Source organism: Sphingomonas sp. Leaf230, assembly GCF_001421745.1.
GTDB lineage: Bacteria > Pseudomonadota > Alphaproteobacteria > Sphingomonadales > Sphingomonadaceae > Sphingomonas.
This window is the reverse complement of record NZ_LMKW01000001.1, coordinates 438,865-460,377: the sequence shown is the minus strand read 5'-3', so window position 1 is coordinate 460,377 and position 21,513 is coordinate 438,865. Positions and strand designations below refer to the sequence as shown.

The following is a 21,513-nucleotide window of genomic DNA, read 5'->3' as shown; positions in this document are numbered from 1 at the left end:
CGGGGGCCCAGACTGGGCACCCGCCTTCGCGGGTGAACACGGAGGTCAGATGAGCTTGGATACTGCCGATACGTCGCCCGAAGCTCTCGCGCAGGGGCTCGTCGACCTGCTCGAAATCGAGGAGGTCGATACCGATCTCTACGTCGGCAAGCGCCAGCCGGGCGGGGTCGGTCGCGTGTTCGGGGGGCAGGTCATCGCGCAGGCGTTGCAGGCCGCGCAACGCTCGACCGAGGCGCCCAAGGCCGCGCATTCATTGCACGCGTATTTCATGCGGCCGGGGAACGAGGATTACCCGATCGTCTACCGCGTGGTGCGTGATTTCGAGGGGCGGAGTTTCGCCACCCGGCGGGTGATCGCGATGCAGAAGGGGCAGCCGATCCTCAACATGGCGGCGTCGTTCCAGACGCCCGAGGACGGACTCCATCATCAGGATGCGATGCCCGATGTCGCCCCGCCCGAAGACCTGCGCTCGGATCGTGAGCTAAGGCTGGAGAGCATCGACGGCATCCCCGAGAAGTTCCGCGCGCACATGCTTCGCCAGCGCCCGATCGAGATCCGTCCGGTCAACCCGCGCAGCTGGATCGAGCCCGTTCCGCAACCCGCGGCGCATGCCAACTGGTTCCGCCTGGTCGCGCCGATCGGCGACGACCCGGCGATGCACCGCGCGATCCTGTCTTATGCGTCGGACATGGCATTGCTCGGTACCGCGCTGCTGCCGCACGGCGTCAACTGGATCACGCCGGGGCTGCAGACCGCGAGCCTCGACCATTCGCTGTGGCTGCACGAGGATTTCCGCGCGGACGACTGGCTGCTCTACGCCTGCGACGCACCGTGGTCCGGACACGCCCGCGGGTTCAACCGCGGGCGCATCTTCTCGCGCGACGGCCGGCTCGTCGCCAGCGTCGCGCAGGAGGGGTTGATCAGGATGCGCCAGTAACCCGCGCGGTTACTTGCGCACCCAGACCTTCTCCCCGCCGATCCACGTCTCGCTGACCTTCGTCGCGCGCAGGTCGGTCGGCGAGACCATCGTCGGATCACGGTCGACGACGATAAAGTCCGCACGCTGGCCCGGTGCTAGCGCGCCGAACTGCTTCTCGGCGAACCCGGCATAGGCCGCAGCACCGGTCATCGCCCACCAAGCTTGTTCGCGCGTCACCAGTTCCTGCGGTTGCCAGCCACCTTGCGGCTGTCCATCGGCGTCCTGACGCGTGAACGCCGCCGCCCAGGTCGCGAACGGATCGGGCTTCTCGACCGGGAAGTCGGTCCCGAAGGCGAGCTTGGCGCCGTTGGTCAGCATCGATTTCCACGCATAAGCCCCCGCCAACCGGTTCGGGCCCAGCCGTGCCTCGGCCATCGTCCGATCGCTGGTTTCGTGCGTAGGCTGCATCGAGGCAATCGTGCCGAACTTGCCGAAGCGCGGCAGGTCGGTCGGATCGACGATCTGCGCATGCTCGATCCGCCAGCGGCGATCGCCGGTATAGGTCTCGCTCTCGACCTGGATCGCGTCGAGCACTTCCCGGTTCGCCTTGTCGCCGATCGCATGGACCGCGACCTGGAACCCGTCCATCGCCGCGCGGCTCATCTGGTTCTGAAGCTGGTCGTCGGTCAGGAAGCCGAGCCCCGACTGGCCCGGTGCGTCCGAGTAGGGTTTCAGCAGCCATGCGCCGCGCGACCCGAGCGCGCCGTCGGCATAGAGCTTCACGCCGCCCATCCGCAGGTGATCATTGTACAGCCACGGCGTCGGCCCCTTGCCGCCGATCCGGCTCGCGGTCTCGACGCCCATCGCATAGCTCATGATGCGGACGCGCAACCCGCCGATGTCCGCCATCCGGCGATAGGTCAGCCAGTCGTCGAGCGTCGTGCCCATGTCGGCGACCGCGGTGACGCCGTAGCCGAGCAGGATGCGCTGCGCGGTCAGGAACGCGGCATCGCGCTCCTTGGGAAGCGGTTGCGGCACGACCTTCTCGATCAATCCTTGCGCGCCGTCGACGAATACGCCCGCGGGCGCGCCGCCGGTCTTCTCGATCCGCCCGCCCGCTGGAGATACGGTCGCGCCGGTGACTCCGGCCTCGCGCATCGCCTCGCGGTTCGCCCAGCCGGCATGCCCGTCGGCGCGCGACAGCCAGATTGGGTGGCCGCCGGAAACCGACTCCAGGTCGGCGGCGGTCGGGAAACGACCCAGCCCCCACGCCTCCTGGTTCCAGCCGCGGCCCAGGACCCATTTGCGATCGGGATTGCCGGCAATGTAGGCGGCGATTCGCGACTTCGCCTCGGCGAGCGACTTGGTCATCGACAGGTCGAGCGACAGCGCGCCGAAGCCCATTTCTAGGACATGGCCATGGGCGTCGATGAAGCCCGGCAACACCGTCTTGCCACCCATGTCGACGCGCCAGTCGTACAGCGGCTTGCCGGCGTTCTTTTTCAGTTCCTTGCGGCTGAGCTTGGGTGGTTCCTCGCCGGGGGGGACGAGCCGCGTGACGCGACCATCCTTGTCTACGAGGATCGCCTTGAAGTGGATCACGCGTCCGCCGTCGGCAATGGTGACACCGTTGACGTTGTCGACGATCCCGTCGGCGAGCGCGGGGGTCGGGAGGAGCAATGCCAGGACTAGCGCGGCTCTTGCCCCCCTCCCTGGAAGGGAGGGGTTGGGGGTGGGTCGGCTGGTTGGGGCAGCCTGGTGCCTGGACAACGGGCCAACCCACCCCCGGCCCCTCCCTTCCAGGGAGGGGAGCAGAGTCGTCGTAATGCGCTTGATCACTTCGGCAATCTCCGTACCAGCGCGCTCGTGTCCTGGCGGGCGCCGCCCATAGCCTGAACATCGGCGTAGAATTGATCGACCAGCGCCGCGACCGGCAGGACCGCGCCGTTGCGTCGTGCTTCGTCGAGCGCGAGGCCAAGGTCCTTGCGCATCCAGTCGACCGCGAAACCGAAGTCGAATTCGTCCTTCGCCATCGTCGGCCAGCGATTGACCATCTGCCAACTCTGCGCCGCGCCGCCCGAGATCGCCTCGAACACCTTGTCGAGATCGAGCCTGGAATTTTGCGCGAACCGCAGCGATTCGGCGACGCCCTGGATCACGCCGGCGATCGCGATCTGGTTGCACATCTTGGTGGTCTGGCCTGCGCCCGCCTCGCCGACATGGACGATCCGCGCGGCATAGGCCTGCATGAAGGGTTCGGCCTTCGCCATCGCCTCGGTCGAACCGCCGCACATGATCGAGAGCTTGCCGTTCTCTGCGCCAGCCTGCCCGCCCGATACGGGTGCGTCGACTACCAGCGCACGCTCACCCGCGAGGCGTCGCGCGATCGAGGCCGAGACGGTGGTGTGATCGACGAACACCGCGTCGTCGCGCATCGCGGCGAACGCGCCGTCCTCGCCTAAAGTGACACCGGCCAGATCGTCGTCGTTGCCGACACAGGCGAACACCGCCTCGGCATCCTTCGCCGCCGCCGCGGGTGTGTCGGCAACCTTGCCGCCATATTTATCGGCCCACGCCAACGCCTTGGCCTGAGTCCGATTATAGACGGTGACGTCGTGCCCTGCCGCGGCGAGGTGTCCCGCCATCGGCGCGCCCATGACGCCGGTTCCGATGAATGCCAGTTTTGCCATAGCGTCCGCGCATAAGCGGTGTTTCCCATGCGCGCCAGATGGTCTAGCGGGTCGGGCATGGCTACCCACGCTGCCGTAGCGGCACCCGCCCTCCCCGTCTCGATCGACGACGTCCGCGTCGCGCATGACCGGATCCGTGACTCGATCGTCCGCACCCCGACGTTGATCAGTAGGACGCTGAGCAAGATGACCGGCGCGACGGTGTATCTGAAGTTCGAAAACCTCCAGTTCACCGCAGCGTACAAGGAGCGCGGTGCGCTCAACACGCTGTTGCAGCTGTCGGCCGAAGCGCGCGCCAAGGGCGTCATCGCCGCGTCGGCGGGCAATCACGCGCAGGGCTTGGCCTATCACGCCAACCGACTCGGCATTCCGACGACGATCGTGATGCCGACCAACACGCCGACCGTGAAGGTCATGCAGACCGAGGGCCACGGCGCCAACGTCGTGCTGCACGGCGAGACGTTCGACGCGGCCTATGCCCACGCTCGCATCCTGGAGGGTGAGTGCGGCTTCACCTTCGTCCACCCGTTCGACGATCCTCGCGTCATCGCCGGCCAAGGCACCGTCGCGATCGAGATGCTGGAGGACGTGCCGCAACTCGACACGCTGGTCATCCCGATCGGCGGCGGCGGGCTGATCTCCGGCATGTCGACGGTCGCGCGCGCTTTGAGCCGGCAGACCGGCGGACACCCGATCGAGGTCGTCGGCGTACAGGCCGAGCTGTTCCCGTCGATGTACAACCGGATCAACGGCACCGATATGGCCTGCGCCGGCGATACGCTGGCCGAGGGCATCGCGGTCAAGGAACCGGGCGCGATCACTTCGAAGATCGTTGCCGAGCTGGTCGACGACATCGTGCTGGTCAGCGAGCGCAGCCTGGAAGAGTCCGTCAGCCTGCTGCTTCAGATCGAGAAGACGGTGGTCGAGGGTGCGGGTGCCGCCGGGCTCGCCGCGCTGCTGTCGCATCCCGAACGGTTTGCCGGGAAGACCGTCGGGATCGTGCTGTGCGGTGGCAATATCGATACGCGGTTGCTCGCCAACGTGTTGCTGCGCGATCTGGCGCGGTCGGGGCGGCTGGCGCGGTTGCGGATCCGGCTGCAGGACAAGCCGGGTGCGCTGTTCCATGTCGCGCGGATCTTCGACCAGGAACGCGTCAACATCATCGAGATCTATCACCAGCGCGTCTTCACGACGCTGCCGGCGAAGGGGCTCATCACCGACATCGAATGCGAGCTTCGCGACCGTGCTCACCTCGATCGGCTGGTGGGGGCATTGCGGGCTGGCGGGTACGAGACGTCGACCGTCGAGCTGGCATAATCCCATTCTGATACGGTGATTTACCGCGTTAACCGACATTCGTGGTAAACCGATTGTACGTTTGCGCTGGGCGGCCATATACGGGGCGACGCGGCTGATCGCGCCTGCCTGAAGGACTTTTCGCTCGGTGACCGCGCCTTTCCGTTTCCCGCGCTTTTTCGTCACCAGCCCTGCGCCGTGCCCGTATCTGCCGGATCGGCAGGAGCGAAAGGTGTTCACCGAACTGACCGGTCCGCACGCGAACGAGTTGAACGATGCGCTAGGGCGGATCGGCTTTCGTCGCAGCCAGGGCGTGGCGTATCGGCCGTCGTGCGCGGGGTGCACCGCATGCGTCTCGGTCCGCGTGGTGACGGACGAGTTCGTGCCCAACGCGACGCAGCGCAAATTGCTCAAGCGGCTTGGCGATATCGAGGTGACGGCGTGCAAGGCGTGGGCGACCGACGAGCAGTTCCAGTTGCTGCGCCGTTACCTCGGGACGCGGCATCCGGGCGGCGGCATGGCGGGTATGGACGAGGACGATTACGCCGACATGATCGAGCATTCGCCGGTCAATTCGGTGATCGTCGAATATCGCGAGCCTAGCGTCGGCGGCGTTCAGGGCGCGCTGATCGGCGCGTGCCTGACCGATCGCCAGGCTGACGGGTTGTCGATGGTCTACAGCTTCTTTGCGGCGGACGACGCGGCGCGACCGGGGTTCGGTAATTTCATCATTATGGATCACATCCTGCGGGCCCGCGATGCCGGGCTGCCATACGTGTATCTTGGATACTGGGTGAAGGGCTCGCCGCGGATGGAGTACAAGACGCGGTACCGGCCGTTGGAAGTGCTGGGGCCGGCGGGGTGGCGGCGGTTGGAGGATGCGGATCTGGTGACGAAGGCTGCGCGGGTTGCGGCGTTGGTTTGAAGTTGGGGTACTAAATTAGTCCACTCCCGCGTCCCAAGACCACCACCCCGGCGAAGGCCGGGGTCCAATTGGGAAACACCGCTAATTGAGTGCAGCGCTCCATCACGACCACCTTGCCAATTGGGCCCCGGCCTTCGCCGGGGTGGTACCCTCGAGAACTCCTGCCCCTTGTTCTCCCGCGAAGGCGGGAGCCCAGTCTGGGCCCCCGCCTTCGCGGGGAAACACATCTTAGTCCTCGCGCTGGACCACGACGTCGACGTCGAGTTCCTCGCCACCTTCGCCCAACCTCGAGCCCGCCACCGGCGCAGCGCCAGCCGCATCAAGCGCCATCGCTACGCGGACATAGTGCTCCTCAGGCGACATCCCCGTGCACGGATCGAACCCCACCCAGCCGAGTCCGTCGACGAACGCCTCGGCCCAGCCGTGCGGCGTCGGCAGATGCACCACCTCGTGATCGTTGTGATGATACCCCGACACATACCGCGCCGGCGCCCCGAGCGACCGCGCGGCGACGGCGAACATCTGCGCCATGTCGCGCGGCGTGGCGCTGTCCATGCGGAACGCCGCGGCGGCCGTCCGACCGGGTTCCGGACGTCCGGCGTCGAATGCGAAGCGCTTATGGAACGCGCGGTTCAAACGGTGCAATGCGCCGATCCGGTCGCGTGCGCCCTCGGCCGAATTGGCCGCGAACTTGGCAATTGCCGTATCGAGGACGGTCGCCTCGGTGGACCGCAGGAACAGCGCGGGCGGGAGCGTTTCGTGGACGCCGTGCAGGACGCCGTCGGAATGGCTGGTCAGCACCTCGCCTTTCACGGTGATCTCGATCCCGTCGACCGGCCCTTCGGCGTAGAGCATCGTCACCGCGTTGCCGAAGCCGTCACGCCCCGGCCGCAGCCGCGCATCGCAATCGACGTCGATCCGCCACGACGCGACCGTCTGATCGTGCGTGTTCTCGGGCGTGAGGCGGAGCATCTGCACCAAGCGACCCTGCGGCTGCGCGAAGCGGTAGATCGTGTGATGGTCGATCGACAGCCGCATCAGAGGAACTTGAACTGACGGCCGATCGCGCCGTGCAGCAACGCGTTCTCGGCGATGAACGCCTGGAGATACTGGTGCAGCCCGGAGGCAATGACCTCGCCCGATCGTGTCTTCGCCATCCGCGACGCACGCATCCGTGCCATCCGGTCGGCCTCGCCGTGGTTGCCGGTGCGCTTGGCGAGGAGGTTAAGCACGTCGACGGTCTCCTCAACCGACGCGGCGAGACTGCGCGGTAGTTCGGACCGGGCAAGGAGCAGGTCGATGACGTCGGCGGGACGAAGCCCGTCATTGTAGAGCCAGCGATAGGCGGTGACGGCGGACACCGTCTGGAGGATCGTCGTCCACTGGTCACGGTCGATCGCGCCGCCGAGCCGCTCGCCCTCGGGCAGCAGGATGTGATATTTGACGTCGAGCAGCCGCGCGGTGTTGTCCGCGCGCTCGACCGCCTGGCCGAGCCGGATGAACCAGGTCGTCTGGTTGCGGAGCATGCGATGGACGGCACCCTCGAACCCGCGGGTCTCGTTCTTGACCGCCTCGACGAGGTTCAGCTGCGAGGTCGTGCTGCCGGGCGTGGCGCGGTTCTCGAACAGCAGCCATGCGCGGTTGATCGCGGTCCAGGCCTCGCGCGTCAGCGCGGTTCGGACCGCCTTGGCGTTGTTGCGCGCCATGTCTAGGCAACGGACGATCGATCCCGGATGACTCGAATCGAGCGTCAGGAAGCGCACGACGTCGCGCTGCCCAATTTCCACGCCGGTCGCTGCGAACGCCTCGTCGGTTTCGGTGACGGCCAGCGCGGACGCCCAGGCGGCGTCGCCCGAGGGTTGCGACGAGAGCACGTCGAGGCGAACGGTGGCTTCGACCAGACGGGCGATGAAGTCGGCACGCTCAAAATAGCGGCCGAGCCAGTAGAGCGAGGATGCGGTGCGCGAGAGCATCAGACGGTCCCGCCGGAGGTCTGTCCACCGAGCGTCTGCGTCATGCCGCCCATAGTTTGGGTCATCCCACTGGCGTTCATCCGCTGCGACTGGTCGGCCATGAGCACGAAACTGTCCTTGGTGCCGCCGCCCTGGCTGGAATTGACCACGAGTGATCCTTCCTTGAGCGCGACGCGGGTGAGGCCGCCGGGGACGACCTGCACGCCCTTCGCGCCGCTCAGCACGAAGGGGCGGAAGTCGACGTGGCGGGGGCTGAGGCCGCCTTGTGCCATCGTCGGGACGGTCGACAGGGCAAGTGTCGGTTGCGCAATGTAGCGGTGTGGCTCCGCAATGAGCGCGGCGCGAAAATCCTCGATTTCCTGTTTCGAGGCGGTGGGGCCGACCAGCATGCCGTAGCCGCCCGAGCCGTCGACCAGCTTGACGACGACGTCTTCGAGATTGTCGAGGACGAACTTCAGCGCCTGCGGTTCGCGGCAGCGCCACGTCTCGACGTTGCGCAGCTTGCACTCGCCGCCGGAGTAAAATTTCACGATGTCGGGCATGTAGCTGTAGATCGCCTTGTCGTCGGCGATGCCGTTGCCCGGCGCATTCATGATCGCGACGTTGCCGGCAGCGTACGCTGCGATCAAGCCTGGGACGCCGAGCGCAGAGTCGGGACGGAACACGAGCGGGTCGAGATAATCGTCGTCGATCCGACGATAGATCACGTCGACCTTCACCCGCCCGGCAATCGTCCGCATCCAGACGATATCGTCGTCGACCACCAGATCGGCGGCCTCGACGAGTTCGATGCCCATGGAGTCCGCGAGGAAGCTATGCTCGTAATACGCGGAATTGTAGTGGCCGGGGGTCAGGAGCACGCAGGTCGGGTTGGAGCCCGTGCCGTGCGGCGCGACCGACTTCATCGTCTCGAGCAGCAGGTCGGGATAGCTGTCGACCGCCGCGACGCGAAACTCGCGGAAGAGTTCGGGGCAGAGCCGGAGCATCGCCTCGCGGTTTTCCAGCATGTAGCTGACGCCGGACGGCGTGCGGGCGTTGTCCTCGAGCACGAAGAAGTCGTCGGGGCCGGTGCGGACGAGATCGATCCCGCAGATATGCGCCCATACGCCGTGCGGCGGGCGGATACCGGCGATCTCGGGCCGGAACTGCGCGTTGCCGAGCACGAGGTCTTCGGGGAGGATGCCCTCCTTTAAGATGCGTCGTTCGCCGTAGATATCGTCGAGGAACGCGTTGATCGCCTCGACGCGCTGGACGAGGCCTTCGGACAACCGCGTCCATTCGTCATGCAGGAATACTCGCGGGACGATGTCGAACGGGATGATCCGCTCGGCTGCTTCATTCTCGCCGTACACCGCGAAGGTTATGCCGAGTTGCCGGAACGTCGTCTCGGCGGCTTCCTGCCGGCGTCGCAGCTCGGCGTCGGGCGTATCCTCGATCCACTTGCCGAGAGCCGCCAGTTGGGGCCGGGCGGTCGTGTCGCCCGGGGTGCCCATGATCTCGTCGAACGCTTGTTTCCCCATCGAAACGGTCAATTCCCCATCAAGCGTTGCGGTTCCATGCTGCAACGCATCGCTGCGCTGCACAAGTCCTTCTGTGTAAGCATTGGTCGGCTGGTGACCGTTCAATCCTCCCCCGCCAGGGGGAGGTGGCTGGCGCTTGCCAGACGGAGGGGGAGGTAAGGGTGAGTTCCGTTGCGTGTTCCTCCCCCTCCGTCGCTTCGCGCCACCTCCCCCTTGCGGGGGAGGATCGGTTCAGGCGCCCAATCCCTTCAGCAGGCCCGGCGTGAGGACCTGCGGGAGGACGGTGGGTTCGGCTGCGCCCGGCGCGTAGTATAGGTACAGCGGCACGCCGGCGCGGTTGTGGGCCTGGATGAAGCGGCCCATTACCGGGTCGCCGTCGGTCCAGTCGCCGATCAAGGCCGCGACCTTGTGCTTGGCGAAGGCGTCGCGGACGCCGGTGGTGTCGATCGCGGCCTTCTCGTTGACCTTGCACGTCAGGCACCAGTCGGCGGTGAAGTAAACGAACACCGGGCGCTTCTCGGCGCGCAGCGAGGCGAGCTTGGCCTCGGTGAACGCCTCGTCGCCCGCGGTAGCCGTCTTCGCGGCAACCGGCGGCGCGCGTGAGATCAGCACGGCGCTGCCTACGAACACCACTAGCAGCAGGACCTGCGCGACGACGCCGAACGACTTGCCCTTGCGCTGGCGCGAGCCGCCGATCCAGAGCACCGCGCCGACCGCGAGCACGGCAACCAACGCGAGCGTCAGCGTGTCCGCGCCGGTCTGGCGCCCGAGCACCCAGCCGAGCGCGATCGCGGTCAGGAACATCGGCACGGACAGGATGTGGCGGAACGTCTCCATCCATGCCCCGGGCTTCGGCAGCCACCGCCGCCATGAGGGGATGAACCCGATCGCGAGGAACGGAAGCGACAGCCCAATCCCGAGCCCGCCGAACACGGCCAGCGCCGCCGGCCACGGCAGTACCAGCGCGGCGCCGAGCGCCGCGCCCATGAACGGCCCGGTGCACGGCGTTGCGATGAACGCGGCAAGTGCTCCGGTTGCGAATGCGCCGCTTGCGCCACTCTCACCGGCAAAGCGCGGAGTCGGGACCTCGAACAGCCCGGCAAGGTTGAACGCGATCGCGGTGCTCAGCAGCAGCAGTGCGACGATGGCGCCGGGATGCTGCAACTGGAACGCCCAGCCGACTGCGGAGCCGCCTGCGCGCAAGGCCAGGATCGCGCCGCCGAGACCGAGGCACACCAGAACGACGCCTGCGGTGTAGGCCAGCGCTTCGCCCCGCGCGTCCTTCTCGCTCGCGCCGCCGCGGGCAAGACTCAGCGCCTTGAGGCTGAGGATCGGGAACACGCAGGGCATGATGTTGAGGATCAGGCCGCCGAGCACTGCACCGGCGAACGCGATCAGCGCCGTCAGCCAGAGGCTCTCGCCGCTGGCGCTGGTTGCGTCGCCGCCGGCCGCTTCGGCCACCGCGCCGGGCGTCGCCTTTACGCCGAGCCCCTGCCCGTCGCCGATCCGGAGCACGCCCTCGATCGGGCCGCCGGTCTTGGCGTTGGCGGCGACCTTCGTCGTTATCGTCAGGCGGTCGCCGTCGCGCGTGACGGTCTGCGCCGCGCCGTTCTCGATCGCGCCGGTGGTGACGGGGAAGAAATACGCCTTGTCGATCTTCGCGCTCGCCGGGAACGGCACCGCGATCCGCATCGTCCCGTTGCTCGCCGCGTAGGTCGCGCCGGCATCGAGCGGCTTGGGGATCGCCTGACGCCAGCCGGCGAACGCGGCGGCCTGCGATGGCGCGCCGTCGCCGATCGTAAGATCGAGCGACAGCGCCTTCTCTTCGGGCACGCAGATCGTCGCGGAGCAGACGAGGTAGCTCGTCTTCAGGCGAACCGGGAATTTGGTTCCCACCGCTAGCCCCGCCGGGACCTGGATCGTCACGAGCGGCGCATAGGGCGCCTCGTAGACATAGTTCATCAGGCCAGCGATCAGCAGCGTCGTTGGCACCGGCCATTCGGGCTCGCCTGCCTTCGCGCCCGGCGGCAAGGTCCAGTCGAAGGTCGCCGGAAAGCCCGCATCGCCGGGGTTGCGCCAATAGCCGTGCCAGCCGGTCTCGGGCGTCGTCGCGAGCGCGATCGTCAGCGGCGCGCCGGCCTTCGGGTGATCGCTCTCGGCGACCAGCTTCATCATCAGATGCTGGCTGGAGCCGTTCAGCGATTCAGCAAGCGCGGGCGCACTCGCCAGCCCGCAGACGGCCAGCAAAACCGTCATCACGGCGCAACGTAATCCGCGCATGGCCATCCTTGTTTCGTTCATCGCGCAAAGCCATAGCGGTGACCTTGTCGTATTGCACTTCAAAGCGACGGCCTCGATCGAGGGATGTCGCTGGCTAAAGGACTGTTCGTGAAAGCACTTATCGCCGCGCTCCTGCTGACTTCGGCTTCTTCGGTCTCTGCCCAGACGGCGGCGCCCCCCGCGGCGACCCCGACGACTCCACCGAAACTGATCGTCGCGATCTCGGTCGACCAGTTCGCCGCCGACTTGTTCCAGCAATATCGCAATCACTATACGGGCGGCTTCACACGACTGCTGAACGGCGCGGTTTTCCCGAGCGGGTATCAGAGCCATGCCGCGACCGAGACCTGCCCCGGCCACTCGACGATCCTGACCGGCATGCGGCCTGCACATACCGGCATCATCGCCAACAACTGGATCGACCAGCGCGCGGGGCGGCCCGACAAGGTCGTCTACTGCTCGGAGGACGAGCGCGTTACGGGCAGCACACACGACAGCTACACCGTGTCCGACATGCACCTGAAGGTGCCGACGCTCGGCGAGATGATGAAGGCGCGCGATCCGCGGACGCGCTCGGTCTCGGTCGCGGGCAAGGATCGCGCGGCGGTGATGATGGGCGGCCACAAGGTCGACGAGCTATGGTGGTGGGACGGCAAGACGTACGTTTCGTACGCGGCGCGCGCGGTACCGCCGGCGGTGCAGCGCACGCGCGATGCGGTCGCAGCGCTGATCGCCAAGCCTCAGGCGGCGCTGCCGCTGCCCGGCTATTGCGCGGGCGTGAACCATCCGATCGTGATCGCGGGCAAGACCTACGGCCAGGGGCGCTTCGAGCGTGAAGCCGGTGACGCGAAGGGCTTCCGCGTGTCGCCGGCCTCGGACGCCGCGGTGTTCGCGATGGCGGCGGCGCTGGTGCAGGACATGAAGCTCGGCAAGGGGCCGCAGACCGACATCATCGACATCGGCGCGTCGGCGACCGACTATATTGGGCACACCTATGGCACGCAGGGCTCGGAGATGTGCATCCAGATGGCGCAGCTCGACAAGACGCTCGGCGACTTCTTTAGCGTGATGGATGAGACCGGGGTCGATTACGAGGTCGTGCTGACCGCGGATCACGGCGCGCACGACGCGACCGAACGCCAGCAGCAGCGCGCGATGCCGATGGAGGCGCACATGGACGAGAACGTCCTCGCCAAGCAGGTCGGCACCGCGATCGCCAAGGACATGGGGCTGCCGGGCAACGTGCTGCTCGGGACCGAGGGCGACGTGTATATCGACGACGCGCTGCCGGCAAAGACGCAGGCGAAGGTGCTTGCGGAGGCGCTGCGTCGCTATCGCGCGATGCCGCAGATCGCGGGTGCGTACTCGGCCGCCGAAATAATGGCGACACCGATGGCGAAGTCGCCGCCCGAGACATGGACGCTGATCGAGCGGGCGCGGGCGTCGTTCTATCCGGAGCGGTCGGGGCAGATGGTGGTGCTGCTCAAGCCGCGCGTGACGACGATCGTGTCGCCGGCGGGCGGCTATGTCGAAACGCATGGGTCGCCTTGGGATTACGACCGCCGCGTGCCGATCCTGTTCTGGCGCAAGGGGATGACGGGGTTCGAGCAACCGCTTTCGGTGGAGACGGTGGATATTGTGCCGACCTTGGCGGCGACGATCGGGTTGCCGGTTAGCGGGCTGGATGGGCGCTGTCTGGATCTCGATCCGGGTGCTGCGAGTACCTGCGGCAACTGAGCGCCGCGCACCTTCACTGCAAAGCTTGTTCTCCCGCGAAGGCGGGAGCCCAGACTGGGCTCCCGCCTTCGCGGGAGAACAAGCTTTTTGGGGCGTGCTACCTCGAACGATCGCTCCGGCCAGCGTGCAAGCTACCGCGTCTCGAACGCTCGCAACCCGGTGCCCAGCCGGTTCGCCCCAAGCGCGAGCTTGTCGTGGCTGTAGTCCGCCAAGAACGCCGGGCTGCTACTGTCCCCAGGCGACAGTCTCGCGTCGTTCCCCTCGACCCGCAACCCTGTCGATCGGTACGTCTGCGCTTCCGCCGCGACCACGATCAGCCCGGTATGGTTCTCCTTGTTGCGCCCCTGCACGAAGGTATTGCGCGCGATGAGGCCGGTCGCGCCTTCGGGGAGGTCGATCATGTAGTTGGTCTTCTTCCCCGCGGTATCGTCGAAGCTGTTGTCGGTGATCGACACGGTCGGCACGCGCAGCTTGACGTAATGCCCGCCGGTACCGCGCTCGAACCGCGAGTTGGTGATCGTCACGCTCCCTTTGTTCGCGAGGTAGATCGCATGCGAACAGCCGGGCGATTCGTCGCACTGGCCGAGACCGGCGAAGGTGGAATGGTCGATCAGGATCTTCTGGGCGGTCGGCTCGCCGCCGAGGATACCCTCCTGGCTGTCGAGGAACATCGCGTTGGTGACGGTCAGGTCGCCCATCTCGGTGCGGATCCCGGCGCCGTTGCCGTCCGATACGCGGTAGCCGCGGAAGACGAGACCATCGACGACCGAGCCCTGCCCGCGCAGGACCAGCGCGGCCTTGTCCTCGCAGGCAACCTTCTCGAAGATCGCGGTGCCGGGCTTGATCGCCTTGAAGGTGATGTGGCCGCCGGCCTGGACCGCGCATTGCCGGTACGTGCCCGGCGCGATCAGGATCGTCGCGGTGCCCAGCCGGATCGACGAGACCGCCTCCTGCAACGTCGCGAACCCCTGCCCGTCGATCGTGAACGGCGCGGAGCTTTGCGCGAACGCGGGGGCGGTGAACAGCGCGAGGGCGAGCAACGATCGTTTCATCCGAGATCCTCTTCGTTCCGCAGCGGTGGCCCGCCGACGATATGGGCTGCGTGATCGCACGGAACGTCGCGCTTCGACCAGTCCGTCCGCCGCGCTTCGACGACGCCTGTCCCGTTATGAAGCATTGGAAAGAATGAACCGGGATGGGTCGATCCCGATGTCCGCATATTGCCGTGCCCGCGTCGAACGCATAATACCGCTACCGTAACAAAGCCGGCGGGGGGAACCGACCGGCGCGGGGGATCCACATGCACGCCATGACGCCGACGGAGGTCTTCCTCCTCGCGATACTCATCATCTTTACCGTGCCGTATCTGGTATGGCGGCTCGGGCGGACCGATTACTGGGCGCCGCTGGTGGTGGTGCAGATCTTTGGCGGCATCCTGCTCGGGCCGGGCGTGCTCGGCGCGGCCTATCCCGACTATTACGCGACGGTCTTCACGCCCGCGACCTTGGGCTCTCTGAACGGCATCGCGTGGTGGGCGGTGATGATGTTCGTGTGGGTCGCAGGGATCGAACTCGATCTTGGCGAGGCATGGAAGCGGCGCGGCGAGACCGGCGTGACCGCAGGGCTCGCGCTCGCGGTGCCGCTGATCACCGGCAGCATCGCAGCGGTGTTAATGTTGCGCTACCCCGGCTGGCGCGGGCCGGACGGCGGGACGTGGCAGGTGGTGCTCGGCATCGGCATGGCCTGCGCGGTGACCGCGCTGCCGATCCTCGTACTGTTCCTCGAAAAACTAGATGTGCTGCGCCAGCCGATCGGCCAGCGGATCCTGCGCTATGCGAGCCTCGACGACATCGCGATTTGGGGCGTGCTGGCGCTGATCCTGCTCGATTGGGAGCGGGTCGGGCGGCAGGGTGGTTTCCTGGTCGGGTTTGCGGTCGCGACGCTGATCGTGCGCAAACTGATGGCGCTGATTGAGGAGCGTGATCGCTGGTATGTCAGCCTGATCTGGCTTGCCGGCTGCGGGTTTGCGGCGGACTGGGCGGGACTGCACTTCATGGTCGGCGCGTTCCTGTCGGGCGCGGTGCTCGATTCGAAATGGTTCACCACGGCGAAGATGGACCAATTCCGCCATTTCGTGCTGCTTGCGGTGATGCCGGTGTTCTTCCTGTCCACCGGGTTGAAGACGCAGTGGGCGGTTGGCGGGTACGCAGTGTTCGGCGCGGCGGCATTGCTGCTGGTCGCGTCTGTCGGCGGCAAGCTGGCGGGCGTTCACGCCGCCGGGCGGATCCTGAAGTGGCGCCCGGGGGAGGCATCGGCGATCGGCTGGCTGCTGCAGACCAAGGCGCTGATCATGATCATCTTCGTCAACATCCTGCTGGATAAGAAGATCATCACGAATGAGACGTTTACCGCGCTGCTGCTGATGGCGCTGGCGAGCACGATGCTGACCGTGCCTGTGGTTGCGCCGAAGTTGAAGAAGCTGGTGGGGTTGGTGGGGAAGAGCGGGTAAGCACCACGCTACTTTCTTCCCCCCCCCCCCTGGAAGGGAGGGGTTGGGGGTGGGTCGGCCCGCTTGTGCCGCTGACGTCGCCTGATGCGGAAGCCGACCCACCCCCGGCCCCTCCCTTTCAGGGAGGGGGGAAGTAGGCTTAGCCGCCTGCGTTGAGCAGATCGTGGCGTTTCAGGGCGTGGCGGAGTTGGTCGTAGCTCAGGCCTAGCGCTTCAGCGGTGGCGCGCTGGTTGAAGCGGTGTTCCGACAGCGCTCGGGAGAGCAGGTCGCGTTCGAAGCGGGATACGCGGGACTTGAAGTCCGAGGGGCCTTCCTCGCACGCGACGACGGGGTCCTCGCCTTCGTTCGGTTCGGCATCGCGGAGCGGCACCGCCATAGGTTTAGGCGCGGTCGACGCACCCGGCCGGTGCGGCGACTGGAACGGGTCGATCTCGATCGCGTCGATCGGTCCCGCCTGCTCCCAGCGATACACCGCCCGCTCGACGACGTTACGCAGCTCGCGGACGTTGCCGGGCCAGCGATAGGCGATCAGCGCATCCATCGCCGCCGGGCCAAACCCCTCCCAACGCTCGCGACCGAGTTCGGACGCCATCCGCCGACCGAAATGCTCGGCGAGCACGACCACGTCGCCGGTCCGCGCACGCAATGGCGGCAACGTCACCACCTCGAACGACAGCCGGTCGAGCAGATCGGCGCGGAACTCGTGCCGGTCGACCTTGTCGGGGAGATGCTCGTTGGTGGCAGCGACGATGCGGACGTCGACGCGCATCGGGCGTGACGAACCGATCCGGGTGATCTCGCCATATTCGACCGCGCGGAGCAGTCGGTCCTGCGCGGCCATCGACAGCGTGCCGAGTTCGTCGAGGAACAGCGTGCCGCCATCGGCCTCCTCGAACCGCCCTACTCGCGCCTTGGTTGCGCCGGTGAACGCGCCCGCCTCGTGCCCGAACAACTCCGCCTCGATCAGCGTTTCGGGCAGCGCCGCGCAGTTCATGATAACCAGCGGCTGATCCCACCGCGGCGACAGGCGGTGGAGGCGTTCGGCGACCAGTTCCTTGCCCGTGCCGCGCTCGCCGATCACCAGCACGGGGCGATCCAACGCCGCCGCCCGCGACGCGCGTTCGAGCGCCGCCATGAACGTGCCGGACTCGCCGATGACCTGGGTTGTTCGCTCCATGGCGAAGATGTGGCGCGAATTCCCAACTCTTGGCAAGCTTCCGCCACGCCCCGAACAACTGAAATCGCGCAAACCCCTGCAATTGCACCATTTTCGAAACTGGCACGACTGATGCAACGCTTCAGGCAACCCGCCGAATAGCGGAACCGACCATCCTCAAAGGGGACCCACCATGTTCAACACCACCATCGCCCGCACCGTCGTCGCCGCCCTCTGCACCATCGTCGCCAGCGCAACCTGCGTCATCGGCGCGGTAGGACCTGCGACCGCAACCAACATGACGCCTATCGCGGCAACTACCGCAATCGTGGCATAAGACCCCGACGGCTCGCCAAGAGCCTCGGGCCGACCCCTGGAGTAGGATTTTACATGGGCATCTTTTCCCGCACCCGCGACATCGTCGCCGCCAACTTCGCCGATCTCATCGAGAAGGCCGAAGATCCGTCGAAGATGATCCGCATGATCATCCTCGAGATGGAGGAAACGCTGGTCGAGGTTCGCGCCTCCGCCGCGCGCACCATCGCCGACCAGAAGGAGATGCGCCGCCATATCTCGAAGCTGGAGCAGCTCCAGGACAACTGGACCGAGAAGGCCGAACTGGCGCTGAGCAAGGACCGCGAGGATCTTGCCAAGGCTGCCCTGGTCGAGCGCCAGAAGGCATTCGACATGGCCGAGCAGCTGAAGGCCGAGGTCGGCGTGCTCGACGATGCGCTCCGCGCGTCGGAAGAGGACATCGCCAAGCTCCAGACCAAACTCCGCGAGGCGCGCACCAAGCAGAACGCGGTGCAGACCCGGCTGGAAAGCGCGAACAACCGCACCCGGCTGCGCGAGATGTACAACGGGCCGAAAACGCACGAGGCGTTCAGCCGCTTCGACATCCTCGACCGCCGTGTCGACGAGGCCGAGGGCCGCGCGGATGCGATGGGGCTCGGGGTCGTCAAGTCGCTCGAAGAGGAAATCGCCGAGCTGCGCAGCGACGACAAGGTCAACGCCCAGCTCGCCGCGCTCAAGGCGCGCATGAAGAAGGACGATTGAGATGGATGACCTGATGCCCGTTCTCGTCTGCGCCGTGCTCTTCATCGGGCTGCCGTGGGTGATCCTGCACTACATCACAAAGTGGAAACAGGCGCCGCGGATCACGGAGGAGGACGAGCGCCTGCTCGACGAGATGCAGATGCTCGCCCGCCGCCTCGAGGACCGAGTGATGACCGTCGAACGGATCATCGCCGCCGACAATCCCGACTGGAAGCCGGGCCTCGGCACGACGCAATCGCCGTATCTGTCGGACCATCAGTCCGACCGCACTTCTGATCGGAGGAACTGAGATGTCCGGCAGCCGCACGCAGTTTTACCTCGATAAGCAGAACGCCAAGTGGAAGGGCGTCTGCGCGGGGATCGCCGACTACACTGGCGTCGATGCGCTCTTCGTCCGGGTCGGCATGGTCGTCCTGACGCTTGCCGGGGGATTTCCCTGGACGCTGCTGGCCTATTGGATGGTCGCCTGGATGGGGCATGCCAAGCCGATCGGCCTGTACGAGACACCTGACGACGCGAAGTTCTGGCAGGGCGTCCGTTCGAACCCGAAGCGCTCGACCGCCGAGGTCCGCAGCAAGTTCCGCGACATCGACCGCCGCCTCGCCGACATCGAGACGCACTATACGAGCCGCAACAGCACCAGCCTCGCGGCAGAGATCGACAGCCTGCGCTGAGACGCGGCGTCAACAGGGAGAATGACTATGGCTTGGGGTGGACCAGGTTTCATTATCGCCATCATCGCGATCACGACCGTCGGCTGGATCGTCAACAACTGGATCCGTACGAAGCACGGCTATCCGCCGAGCGACGACTGGGGCAACTCAATGAACTGGGGCGGCGGGCACAAGCAGGACCCCGCTGGCGAACGAAAGGTCGAGCTGCTCAGCAGCGAGAATGAGCGCCTCACCGGTCAGGTTTCCCGCCTCGAGGAGCGGATCGCGGTCCTCGAACGCATCGCTACCGATCCCGCCGAGCGCACCGCTCGCGAGATCGACGCCCTCCGCGACCGCTGAAGGACACGATCATGCTCAGCCCCTTGCTCATCCCGATCCTAGGCATCTGCTGCGGACTGCTCGCGATTTTCGGCGGTGTCTTCGTCAGGCCCTGGTTCGCCTACCGGCACCGCCGCATGGAACTCGACGCGCAAATGATCGCCGAGAAGTCCGCGCAATATGCGGCGCATACCGACCGCCTCGAACAGCGCGTCCGGGTGCTCGAACGGATCGTCACCGACCGCGGGATCGAGCTCTCGAACGAGATCGACCTGCTCCGCGATACCGGTCCCGCGACCGAGCGCTTGGCCAACTAGACCGACCCGTTAGGAGACAAGATCATGAATGGTGGACAGGTGATGGTCGTGATGATCGTCCTGATCGTGATGATTACCGGCATCTTCAAATCGCGCCACAAGAGCGGCCGACATGCCGAGGGCTCGTCGCTGATGAACGACCCAGAAGCAACCCGCCTCCGCGACGAGGTGCAGCAGATGAAGGAGCGCATCCAGGTGCTGGAGCGCGTGATCACCGACAACCACAAGAGCGTCGATCTCGACCGAGAGATCGAACGGCTCCGCGACCGCTAGGAGGCGGACATGATCGAACCTAACGTCTATATCACCCTGGCGCTGGCGAGCCTTGCGGGGCTGGCGATGATCGTCGCAGGCGGATTGGCCGGATGGCGCGGATGGCTCTCGCTGCGGCGGATGGAGCTGGATAACATGCAGGACGGCCGCATGCCGGTCGCGGTGTCGACCGGATCGCGGATCGAGATCGCGGACTTGAAGGAGCGGATCAAGAAGCTTGAGGCGATCGCGGCCGGGGTGGATCTATAGGGCCACCGACCGGGAGACTTGTTCCCCCGCGAAGGCGGGGGTCCAGACTGGGCCCCCGCCTTCGCGGGGGAACATGATGTTGAAGCGTTACCTTCGAACCGCTACCCGACAGGAATGGCCACTCTCACCGACATTCGCGAGGAATATGACTTCCTTGAACCTGACGACCGCTATCGCCTGCTGATCGACCTTGGCAAAGAGCTTGAACCGATGCCGGAGGCGCTGAAGACCGACGCGACGTTGGTGCGGGGGTGCTCGGCTTCGGTTTGGGTGTATCCGACTACGACCGATGATGGCCGGCTCCACTTTCTTGCAGACTCTAACGCAGCAATCACGAAGGGGATTATCGCGTTGGTGTTGCTGACGGTGCAGGATCAGGCGCCTGGCGCAATCGTCACGACGGATATCAAGGCGGAACTGGCGCCGTTCGATCTTAGCAAGCAGCTGAGTTCGAACCGGACGCAGGGGATTCCGAACATGATTGCGCTGATCCGGGAGACGGCGGAGCGGTACGCCTAAATCGTGCCCTCACCCTTCCCACGGCCAAGTGGCCGCGGGCCCCTTCCCTCTCCCCTTAGGGGAGAGGGAGAGACGCCGGAGGCGGCGAGGGTGAGGGCACGCTAGCGGGTTCGTTGAGCGTAGCGACGACCTCTTCGGCATCAGCACCAGCCGGGACCAACATCCACCGGTCCGGCCGGGCGCCATCGACCATCACCACCGCGTTCTTCGGGCACACGCCAAGACACCTCACCTCGACCACGCCGCGATCCGACTTGCGGCCCTTCTTGACGCCGAGTGCCTGACGCAACAGCTTCGCGAGGGGTGTCCGGCCCTTTTCGCCAAACCCGCCATCGAGCTTCTTCGAACACTTGCCGCAAACCAGAACGCTACCTTGCCAGCGACTGGCGAGGACCCGGATCACGCCGGTTTCCAGGTCCGCTGATCCTCGGCCACCTTCAGCACTTCGTACGCCGCCTGCACGCCCTGGAACCGCTTCGCAGCATCCTTGTCGTTCGGGCGCACGTCCGGATGATTCGCCTTCGCCATCCGCCGCCACGCCGCGCGGACGTCCTCGAACGTCGCGTCGGGCTCGAGGTCGAGCACCTCCAACGCGCGCATCTCGTCGCGCGACCGGCTGCCGTCGCCCGAGCCAGCCCAGGCATAATGCTTCGGATCGGTATAGCCGTCGGCGGTGCGCGTTTCCGCCGCCTCGCGCTCGGCCGCTTCCTCCGCGCTCAAGCCTTCGAAATAATTCCAGCCGCGATTATATTCGCCGGCGTGGTTCATGCAGAAATACCAGCGGTCGGGGCTGTTGGGCGATTTCGGCGCCGGGCAGTTGCCGGGCTCGTTGCAGCCATGCCGATCGCACAACCGGACGGTCACCGCCTCGGTGCTCGCGCCATATTCGCGCCAGCGCGGGAAACCCCAGTCGGAAGATCGTGTCGTGCTTCTCGCCATAGCGGCCCGAGATAGGCGTCCCCACGGACAACGCAACCGCACGCAGCGATCGCGATGTAAACTTGCCCGATCCGACAATCTTCCGCGCCGCAACATTCCGCCTTGAGTCAGACACCGTTCATCGATTACTGAACATGAACTATTTGTCATGTGGCATGGATAG

The 21,513-nt window shown here is 66.1% G+C and carries 24 protein-coding genes; 14 read left to right on the top strand and 10 right to left on the bottom strand.

Annotated features, from left to right (window positions below):
• Window positions 1-49 precede the first annotated feature (49 nt).
• Entirely contained in the window at window positions 50-937 is an 888-nt protein-coding gene (locus ASE82_RS02130) for an acyl-CoA thioesterase (RefSeq protein ID WP_056058260.1), read from the top strand.
• 9 nt (window positions 938-946) lie between these two features.
• On the opposite strand, the gene ASE82_RS02125 is transcribed toward ASE82_RS02130, so the two are convergent.
• Both ASE82_RS02125 and ASE82_RS02120 read right to left on the bottom strand, forming a co-directional pair.
• The gene (locus tag ASE82_RS02125; RefSeq protein ID WP_435368526.1) at window positions 947-2,599 is read right to left on the bottom strand and encodes an amidohydrolase; all 1,653 of its coding nucleotides are present in this window, start codon (window positions 2,597-2,599) and stop codon (window positions 947-949) included.
• A 155-nt stretch (window positions 2,600-2,754) separates the two neighbouring features.
• The gene (locus tag ASE82_RS02120) at window positions 2,755-3,609 is read right to left on the bottom strand and encodes an NAD(P)-dependent oxidoreductase (RefSeq protein ID WP_056058257.1); all 855 of its coding nucleotides are present in this window, start codon (window positions 3,607-3,609) and stop codon (window positions 2,755-2,757) included.
• A 57-nt stretch (window positions 3,610-3,666) separates the two neighbouring features.
• On the opposite strand from ASE82_RS02120, the gene ASE82_RS02115 reads away from it, so the two are divergent.
• A complete protein-coding gene (locus ASE82_RS02115; RefSeq protein WP_056058254.1) occupies window positions 3,667-4,926 on the top strand; it encodes a threonine ammonia-lyase in 1,260 nt (419 codons plus the stop codon).
• 127 nt (window positions 4,927-5,053) lie between these two features.
• Window positions 5,054-5,830: an arginyltransferase gene (locus tag ASE82_RS02110; RefSeq protein ID WP_056058252.1), complete on the top strand. Its 777-nt coding sequence runs from the start codon at window positions 5,054-5,056 to the stop codon at window positions 5,828-5,830.
• Between the two features lie 228 nt (window positions 5,831-6,058).
• Here the strand turns inward: ASE82_RS02110 and ASE82_RS02105 are convergent, their stop codons facing one another.
• From ASE82_RS02105 to ASE82_RS02090, 4 genes are all read right to left on the bottom strand, one after another.
• Window positions 6,059-6,868, bottom strand: coding sequence for a transglutaminase family protein (locus tag ASE82_RS02105; protein WP_056058249.1), 810 nt, complete (start codon window positions 6,866-6,868; stop codon window positions 6,059-6,061).
• Entirely contained in the window at window positions 6,868-7,803 is a 936-nt protein-coding gene (locus ASE82_RS02100; RefSeq protein WP_056048449.1) for an alpha-E domain-containing protein, read from the bottom strand. The genes ASE82_RS02105 and ASE82_RS02100 overlap by 1 nt, the downstream gene beginning before the upstream one ends.
• Window positions 7,803-9,323: a circularly permuted type 2 ATP-grasp protein gene (locus tag ASE82_RS02095; RefSeq protein WP_056058246.1), complete on the bottom strand. Its 1,521-nt coding sequence runs from the start codon at window positions 9,321-9,323 to the stop codon at window positions 7,803-7,805. Before ASE82_RS02095 ends, ASE82_RS02100 begins: the two co-directional genes overlap by 1 nt.
• Window positions 9,324-9,554: 231 nt before the next feature.
• Entirely contained in the window at window positions 9,555-11,603 is a 2,049-nt protein-coding gene (locus ASE82_RS02090) for a protein-disulfide reductase DsbD family protein (protein WP_200910635.1), read from the bottom strand.
• Window positions 11,604-11,711: 108 nt separating this feature from the next.
• Between ASE82_RS02090 and ASE82_RS02085 the strand changes: the two genes are divergently transcribed.
• Window positions 11,712-13,340, top strand: a complete 1,629-nt coding sequence (locus ASE82_RS02085; RefSeq protein WP_082441184.1) for an alkaline phosphatase family protein — start codon at window positions 11,712-11,714, stop codon at window positions 13,338-13,340.
• A gap of 131 nt (window positions 13,341-13,471) precedes the next feature.
• Here ASE82_RS02085 and ASE82_RS02080 read toward each other — a convergent pair whose 3' ends face one another.
• Window positions 13,472-14,392: a right-handed parallel beta-helix repeat-containing protein gene (locus ASE82_RS02080; protein WP_056058238.1), complete on the bottom strand. Its 921-nt coding sequence runs from the start codon at window positions 14,390-14,392 to the stop codon at window positions 13,472-13,474.
• Between the two features lie 248 nt (window positions 14,393-14,640).
• Here ASE82_RS02080 and ASE82_RS02075 point away from each other — a divergent pair, with 248 nt between their 5' ends.
• On the top strand, window positions 14,641-15,849 hold the full coding sequence (locus ASE82_RS02075; RefSeq protein ID WP_056058235.1) for a cation:proton antiporter: 1,209 nt from the start codon (window positions 14,641-14,643) through the stop codon (window positions 15,847-15,849).
• A gap of 139 nt (window positions 15,850-15,988) precedes the next feature.
• Here ASE82_RS02075 and pspF read toward each other — a convergent pair whose 3' ends face one another.
• Window positions 15,989-17,026 (bottom strand): phage shock protein operon transcriptional activator, encoded by a 1,038-nt coding sequence (gene pspF, locus ASE82_RS02070; protein WP_056058233.1) that lies wholly within the window; start codon window positions 17,024-17,026, stop codon window positions 15,989-15,991.
• Between the two features lie 172 nt (window positions 17,027-17,198).
• On the opposite strand from pspF, the gene ASE82_RS19765 reads away from it, so the two are divergent.
• The 9 genes from ASE82_RS19765 to ASE82_RS02030 all read left to right on the top strand — a co-directional run bounded on the left by ASE82_RS19765 (window position 17,199) and on the right by ASE82_RS02030 (window position 20,411).
• Window positions 17,199-17,342: a hypothetical protein gene (locus tag ASE82_RS19765; RefSeq protein WP_168711631.1), complete on the top strand. Its 144-nt coding sequence runs from the start codon at window positions 17,199-17,201 to the stop codon at window positions 17,340-17,342.
• Between the two features lie 53 nt (window positions 17,343-17,395).
• Entirely contained in the window at window positions 17,396-18,061 is a 666-nt protein-coding gene (gene pspA / locus ASE82_RS02065; protein WP_056058229.1) for a phage shock protein PspA, read from the top strand.
• Between the two features lies 1 nt (window position 18,062).
• On the top strand, window positions 18,063-18,350 hold the full coding sequence (gene pspB / locus ASE82_RS02060; protein WP_056058227.1) for an envelope stress response membrane protein PspB: 288 nt from the start codon (window positions 18,063-18,065) through the stop codon (window positions 18,348-18,350).
• Window position 18,351: 1 nt separating this feature from the next.
• Entirely contained in the window at window positions 18,352-18,735 is a 384-nt protein-coding gene (gene pspC, locus ASE82_RS02055; RefSeq protein WP_056058224.1) for an envelope stress response membrane protein PspC, read from the top strand.
• A 27-nt stretch (window positions 18,736-18,762) separates the two neighbouring features.
• Window positions 18,763-19,074, top strand: a complete 312-nt coding sequence (locus ASE82_RS02050; protein ID WP_056058221.1) for a bZIP transcription factor — start codon at window positions 18,763-18,765, stop codon at window positions 19,072-19,074.
• An 11-nt stretch (window positions 19,075-19,085) separates the two neighbouring features.
• Window positions 19,086-19,370: a hypothetical protein gene (locus ASE82_RS02045; protein ID WP_056058216.1), complete on the top strand. Its 285-nt coding sequence runs from the start codon at window positions 19,086-19,088 to the stop codon at window positions 19,368-19,370.
• Between the two features lie 24 nt (window positions 19,371-19,394).
• The gene (locus ASE82_RS02040) at window positions 19,395-19,643 is read left to right on the top strand and encodes a hypothetical protein (protein WP_056058213.1); all 249 of its coding nucleotides are present in this window, start codon (window positions 19,395-19,397) and stop codon (window positions 19,641-19,643) included.
• A gap of 9 nt (window positions 19,644-19,652) precedes the next feature.
• A complete protein-coding gene (locus ASE82_RS02035; RefSeq protein WP_056058209.1) occupies window positions 19,653-19,892 on the top strand; it encodes a hypothetical protein in 240 nt (79 codons plus the stop codon).
• Between the two features lie 114 nt (window positions 19,893-20,006).
• Entirely contained in the window at window positions 20,007-20,411 is a 405-nt protein-coding gene (locus tag ASE82_RS02030; protein WP_056058206.1) for a SufE family protein, read from the top strand.
• 55 nt (window positions 20,412-20,466) lie between these two features.
• Here ASE82_RS02030 and ASE82_RS02025 read toward each other — a convergent pair whose 3' ends face one another.
• Window positions 20,467-20,811, bottom strand: coding sequence for a hypothetical protein (locus ASE82_RS02025; protein ID WP_056059545.1), 345 nt, complete (start codon window positions 20,809-20,811; stop codon window positions 20,467-20,469).
• Window positions 20,811-21,350: a J domain-containing protein gene (locus tag ASE82_RS02020; RefSeq protein ID WP_056058203.1), complete on the bottom strand. Its 540-nt coding sequence runs from the start codon at window positions 21,348-21,350 to the stop codon at window positions 20,811-20,813. Before ASE82_RS02020 ends, ASE82_RS02025 begins: the two co-directional genes overlap by 1 nt.
• Window positions 21,351-21,513 lie beyond the last annotated feature (163 nt).